Genomic DNA, 6,952 nt, shown 5'->3' with positions numbered 1-6,952 from the left:
CGACCAGGCGGGCGCCGGTCATCAATGGCCAGAAGAACTCCCACACCGACACGTCGAAGCTGAACGGGGTTTTCTGCAGCACGCTGTCGCTGGCGTCCAGGCCGTAGGCCTTCTGCATCCACCACAGGCGGTTGACCAGGGCCTGATGGCTGTTGCCGGCGCCTTTCGGGCGGCCGGTGGAGCCGGAGGTGTAGATCACATAGGCGAGGTTCAGCGGCGCCACGTCGATATTGGGGTTGGCATCGCTGTAGCCTTCGAGGTTTTCGCCATCCAGGTCCAGGCTGCGCAGGCCGGCGGGAATCGGCAAGGTTTCGCGCAGGTGCGACTGGGTCAGCAGCAAGGGGATGCCGCTGTCTTCGAACATGTAGCTCAGGCGGTCCTGTGGGTATTCAGGGTCGAGCGGCACGTAGGTCCCGCCGGCTTTGACGATGCCCAGCAGGCCGATGACCATCTCCAGGCTGCGTTCCATGGCGATGCCCACCAGCACATCCGGGCCCACGCCCTGCTCGCGCAACTTGTGCGCCAGCTGGTTGGCCCGGCGGTTGAGCTGGGCGTACGTCAGCGTGTGCTCGCCGAATACCAGGGCCGGGGCATCCGGGGTGGCGAACACCTGGGCTTCGATCAGCTGGTGAATGCTGGTATCACCTGGATAATCGGCTTGCGTTGCATTCCAGCCATCCACGATATGCTGCCGGTCAGTGTCATCCATCAACGGCAGTTCAGCCACTCGCTGGTCTGGGTTGGCGACGATGCCTTGCAGCAGGTTGCGCCAGTGAGTAGCCATCTGCTGAATGGTCGCGGCATCGAACAAGTCGGTTGCGAAGGTCAGGGTGGCGCTGAAGCCATGCTCGTGCTCGAAAGTGTCCAGGGTCAGGTCGAACTGCGCCGCATGCACACGCCATGGCAGGCTCTCCACCTCCAGGCCGGGCAAGCTGCGACGCTCCCCTTTCACTCGGGTCTGATGGTTGTACATCACCTGGAACAAGGGGCTGTGGCTCAAACTGCGCTCTGGCTGCAAGGCATCGACCAGTTGCTCGAATGGCAGGTCCTGATGGACCTGCGCAGCCAACGCCCGCTGGCGCACTTGTGCCAATAATTCGCTGAAAGTCAGCTGCGTGTCGAACGCGGCACGCATGACCTGGGTGTTGACGAAAAAGCCGATGAGCCGTTCGGTTTCTACCCGGTTCCGGTTGGCGATGGGCACCCCCACTCGCACATCAGCCTGCCCGGAATACCGATGCAGCAGCACCTGGAAACTGGCCAGCAACAGCATGAAGGCTGTCGCACCCTGGCGCTGTACCAGCTGCTTGAGCGACAGGCCAAGCGCCTCACCCAGGTCGACGTTGATACGCTGGCCCCGGTAGCTCTGCTGCGCCGGGCGTGGTCTGTCGGTGGGTAGTTCGAGCACCGGGTGGTCATCACCCAATTGCGACATCCAGTACGCCAGTTGCCGCTCGCGCTCGCCAGCGTCCATCCATGCTCGCTGCCAGATCGCATAATCGGCGTACTGGATCGGCAGTTCGGCCAGCGCCACCTCACGGCCCTGGCTGTAGCCTTCATAAAGGCTTACCAGTTCATCGATGAGCAACGGCATCGACCAGCCATCGGCAACGATATGGTGCAGGGTGAGCACAAGCACGTGCTCTTCCTGCGCCAGATCCAGCAATTTCACCCGCAACAGTGGCCCCCGAGCCAAATCGAATGGCTGCTGTACCTCAAGTGCAACCTGCGCCTGCAAAGCGCCCTCATCCAGGGTACCCACGGCCTGACGGGCCAGTTCGAAAGGCTGGCAGGGGTGGATCACCTGCAGCAACTGCCCATCTTCCTCGCCAATGGTCGTGCGCAAGGCCTCATGACGCTGGATCAGCGTCTCGAAGCTGCGCTGCAGGGCGGCCAGGTCCAGCTGGCCGCGGAACCGGAGCGCGGTTGGTATGTTGTAGGCCGAGCCGTCAGGTTCCATCTGCCAGAGGAACCACTGGCGTTGCTGGGCATAGGACAGCACAAGGCGTTCGACTTCGTTCCTGACCACTGGAATGGGCAGCTGCGCGAGGGTGACGCCCTTGGACGCCAGTTTCTCGAGAAACAGCTTCTGCTGTGCCTGCGGCAGACGAATGAAGCGATAAACCAGGTCTGCGTTTCTATTGTCCGTGTGCATCTCAAACCGCCTCGAGCTCTGCCATGAAGTCCTGGAGCTCATCCAGGTCTCCGTCGTTTCGGGTACCGAGACTGCCTACCTCTTGCGCAAAGGCCTGCAGGTTCTCTGTCTGGAACAACAACGCGAGTGGCAGGTTCGTGCCCAGTTCGATCTGCAGTCGTGCTACCGCCTGGGTTGCCAGCAAGGAATGGCCGCCCAGCTCGAAGAAGTTGTCGGTAAGAGATACGTTTTCCACGCCAAGAACTTCAGCCCATATTGCCGCAACCTTACGTTCGAGCTCCGTGTCCGGCGCCACATAAGCTGCTTGCCGCAGGTTGCCGTCCGGCTGAGGCAACGCCTTGCGGTCCAGCTTGCCATTCGGTGTCAACGGCAGGCGCTCGAGCAGCAGCAAGTGTGCTGGCACCATGTAATCCGGCAGGTTGGCTTTCAGTTGGGCGCGCAGGGTGTCGCGCAGCGCCGTCTGCGCTTCCCGGCTTTCAACCGACGCAGCATCACTTGGCACCACATAGCCCACCAGTTGCTGGCCTCCCGCTGCATCCTGGGCCAGAACCACCGCTTCACGCACGGTGTCCTGCTGCTGCAGTCGCGCCTCGATTTCGCCCAGTTCGATACGGAAACCACGGATCTTCACCTGATGATCGACGCGCCCGACATATTCGATAACGCCATCGGCGCCATAACGGGCCAGGTCACCAGTGCGGTACAGGCGGCTGCCCGCTTTGCCGAACGGGTCTGGGAGAAAACGCTCAGCGGTAAGGCCAGGGCGCGCCAGGTAACCACGCGCCAGCCCTGCACCGGCCATGTGCAACTCCCCCACCACACCTGTCGGCAGCGGCGCGCCGGCTTCGCTCAGCAGGTATACCGCACTGTTGGACAGCGGCCGGCCAATATTGGCCTGGCCACCCTGCGTGCGCAGGGTGAAGGTGGAATAGGTGGTGTCCTCCGACGGGCCATACAGGTCGTATACCTTGAGCACATGGCCGGTCGCGTAAAGCGCGTCGACCAACCCCTGCTTGAGCGCTTCTCCCGCCAGGTTGATGATGCGTACGCCGGGCGGCAACTGGCCGGTTTCATGCAGCACCTTGATGGCCGACGGCACCGTGTTGACCAGGCGTACCTGGTCCTTGGCCGGCAGGTGGGGCAGTTCCAGGGCATTGGTTGCCAGCACCGCGTAACCACCCGAGCCCAGGGTTACGAACAGCTCCCAGACCGACAGGTCGAAACAGATCGATGTGGACGCCAATACGCCACACAGGTCTTGCCGGCTGTAGACCGACTGCGCCCAGGCGATCATCGCCACGGCGTTGCGATGTTCGATCTGCACCCCTTTGGGCTTGCCGGTGGAGCCGGATGTGTAGATGCAGTAGGCCAGGTTGTCCGGTGTAGTCAGGCACACCGGGTCGATCTCGTCGTAGCCGTCGAGGTGCAACTGGTCAACCAGCAGCGTGCGCGCCTGGAAGCTGGACGGCACACGTTCGAGCAGGTGTGATTGCGACAGCAACAAAAGCGACTGGCTGTCTTCCAGCATGTACACCAGTCGATCCTGCGGATAGCCCGGGTCAAGCGGCACGTATGCACCGCCCGCCTTGAGGATCGCCATCAACGCGACCACCATGTCCAGGCCCCGCTCCATGGCGACACCCACCAGTACTTCCGGGCCGACACCGGACTCGCGCAATTTGTGCGCCAGCTGGTTGGCCCGCGCATTCAGCACGGCATAACTGAGCGTCTGCTCGCCGTGGATCAGCGCGATGGCGTCTGGTGCGCTGGCCACCTGCGCCTCGAACAGCTGGTGAATGCAACGCTCGGCCGGGTAGCTGGCCGCCGTGCGATTCCAGTCCTGCACGATAAGCTGGTGCTGAGCAGCATCGAGCAGCGGCAGATCACCCAGTGCAGCGCCCGCATCGCTTACCAGCGCGTCAAGCAGCGTTGCAAAATGATGCGCCAACTGTTCGATCGCCTCGCCGTTCCACTGAGCGCGGTCATGCCGGTACTGGATGGCCAGGCTGTCGCCAAGGCTCACCAACACGGTCAGCGGGTAGTTGGTCTGCTCACGCACTTGCACCGCGCCAAATTGCACCCCACTCGGCGCACCCTGCTGAAGCGCTTCTGATACCGGATAGCTTTCAAACACTACCAGGCTGTCGAACAGCGCTTCACCGCCCAGGCCCGCCCAGCGCTGCACGTCGTACAGTGGCGTGTGCTCATATTCGCGCATGGCCAGGTTGCTGGCCTGTACCTGCCCGATCCAGTGCGCAACGCTTTGCTCGCTTTGCGGCGCGCCCACCACCGGCAGGGTGTTGATGAACAACCCGATCTGCGCTTCCACGCCAGCCAGCTCCGCCGGCCGCCCTGCGACCGTGGCGCCAAAGCACACCGACGACTGCCCGGTATAACGCTGCAGCAACAGCAGCCAGGTTGCCTGCACCAAGGTGTTGACGGTGACGCGCTGAGCGCGGGCAAACGCCTCTACCCGAGCGGTACGCGCGGCATCGAACACCTGGTGATGCACCTCATGCCCCTGGCCCTCTGGCTCGGCACTGCGCACCGCCTGGGCCAAGCGCGTGGGTTCGTGGAGTTCAGCCATCTGGCCCCGCCAGAATGTCTCGGCAGCCCGTGCATCCTGGCGCTGCAGCCAGGCGATATAGTCGCGATAACTGCCCGTCGTGGCCACCACAGGCTGGCCGGCATAACGCTGCAAGACCTCGCCGAGCAACTGCGAAGTGCTCCAGCCATCCATCAGGATGTGATGGCAGGTGAAGATCAGGTGATGACGCGCAGCCCCCGTACGCACCAGCGCCAGACGCAACAATGGCGCCTCGGCCAGGTCGAACCCAAGCTGCCGGTCGGTATCTGCCAGGGCGTCCAGGGCCTGATCCAGCCCAGCCTCGGCACGCAGGTCGTGCTCGCTGAACGGCAGCGTTACACGCTTGCGTACTACCTGCACCGCCTGGCCCAGATCACCCTGCCAGATGAAACTGCTGCGCAGGATATCGTGGGCTTGCAGGGCAGCCTCCCAGGCTTGCCTGAAGGCGTCTACATTCAGGCCATCCACATCCACGCGCATCTGGTTGATGTAGTTGCCGCTGCCTTGCTCGTAGATGCTGTGGAACAGCATGCCTTGCTGCATGGGCGACAAGGGGTAGACATCGGTGACGTGCGCCGCTGCAACCGGCAACTGGTCGAGTTGTGCCTGGCTCAGTGCAGCCAGCGGGAAGTCAGATGGCGTCAGGCCACGATGCCCGCTCGCACAGCAATGTTCGATGATCTGACCCAGGGCCTGCAGGTAAGCCTGGGCCAACCGCTCGATGGTTTCGCGGTGGTGCACGTCCTGGCTGAAAGTCCACTCCAGGCGCAGCTCGCCGCCATAGACCTGGCCGTTGACGGTCAACAGGCTGGCCAGCGGCGCCTGGGCATCCTGCCTGGCCCCGTCATGCTCCTTGGCAGGGGTGAACAAGCCTGTTTCGCCGTCGAAACTGCCGTCGAACTGCCCAAGGTAGTTGAAAACGACCTGCCCCTCAGGCAACGCTGCAAGGGCTTCGCGGCTGGCAGCATCGCCCAGGTAGCGCAGCACACCATAGCCAAGGCCCTTGTCAGGCACGGCGCGTAACTGTTCCTTGATGGTCTTGATGGAACCCGCCAGGTCCGCTTGCGGGCTCAGCTTCACCGGGTACAGGCTGGTGAACCAGCCCACCGTGCGCGTCAGGTCGATGCCCGCAAACAGGTCTTCGCGACCATGTCCCTCCAGGCGCACCAGCACCTCAGGCTGGCCACTCCATTGGGTGACTGCCTGCGCAAGCGCCGTCAGTAGCAGGTCGTTGATCTGCGTGCGATAGGCCACAGAGCACGCCTGCAACAGCCGTCGGGTGCTTTGCGCATCCAGGCGGGTGCTGACTGAAGCAGCATGCCTGAGTTGCCGGCTGCCCTGCGGGTTATCACAGGGCAGCGCTTCGCGGGTGCCTTGCAACTGCGCCTGCCAGTAGCCCAGTTGCTGTTGCAGCTCCGGCGCGGCGGCATAGGTTTGCAAACGCTCGGCCCACGCTTTGTACGACGTGGTCTTGGGCGCAAGTTGCAGCGGCTGCCCGGCGGCCAGGGCCTGGTAGGCCTGCTGCAGGTCCTCCAGCAGTACACGCCACGACACGCCGTCCACCACCAGGTGGTGGATCACCAACAGCAGCCTCTGGCTACCGTCAGGCAGCGTCCCGAGCATGGCGCGCAGCAAGGGGCCGTGCTCAAGGTCGAGGCTGCGCTGGGCTTGGGCGGCGTCTTGCTCCAGTTGCTCGATGCTGGCGAAATCCCGCTGCCACAGCTGGACATGACCCGCTTCGGCAAACTCCGCCTGCCACTGCACCCCATGCTTGACCATGCGCAAACGCAAGGCATCGTGGTGGTTCAGCAATGCCTGCAGTGCGGCATCGAGCATCAGCGCGTCAAGCGCTTCGCCTGGGGTCAGAAGGACCGATTGGTTCCAGTGATGGCGCTTGGCAATGGGTTGTTCGAAAAACCAGTGCTGGATGGGCGTGAGCGGTGTAACCCCAGTCACCGCGCCCTGATCGATCAGCACGATGTCGCCACGCGAGGCGAGTCGCGCCAGCGCTTGCACCGTCTGTGCCTCGAACAGGTCCTTGGGAGTGAAGTGGATATCCACCTGGCGTGCTCGGCTAACCACTTGCAACGAGATGATCGAATCGCCACCCAGCTCGAAGAAGTTGTCGTCAAGACCCACCCTGTCCAGCTTCAGCACATCTGCCCAGATCGCCGCAATCTGCTGCTCCAGCTCGGTTTGCGGGGCGATGT

At 63.1% G+C, this 6,952-nt stretch carries 2 protein-coding genes; both read right to left on the bottom strand.

Translation table 11 applies throughout. The features are described 5' to 3' along the window. Positions 1–2,086, bottom strand: a 2,086-nt coding sequence (locus HP546_RS23280; RefSeq protein ID WP_372242457.1) for a condensation domain-containing protein, incomplete at its 3' end; no start/stop codon positions are given. A gap of 70 nt (positions 2,087–2,156) precedes the next feature. Continuing rightward, positions 2,157–6,952 (bottom strand): non-ribosomal peptide synthetase (locus tag HP546_RS23275; protein WP_172230038.1); only part of this gene is annotated, 4,796 nt, incomplete at its 5' end.

It is taken from the genome of Pseudomonas sp. CM25 (genome assembly GCF_013179705.1).
GTDB lineage: Bacteria > Pseudomonadota > Gammaproteobacteria > Pseudomonadales > Pseudomonadaceae > Aquipseudomonas.
The sequence above is the reverse complement of the archived record's forward strand: the minus strand, read 5'-3'. Positions and strand labels throughout refer to the sequence as shown.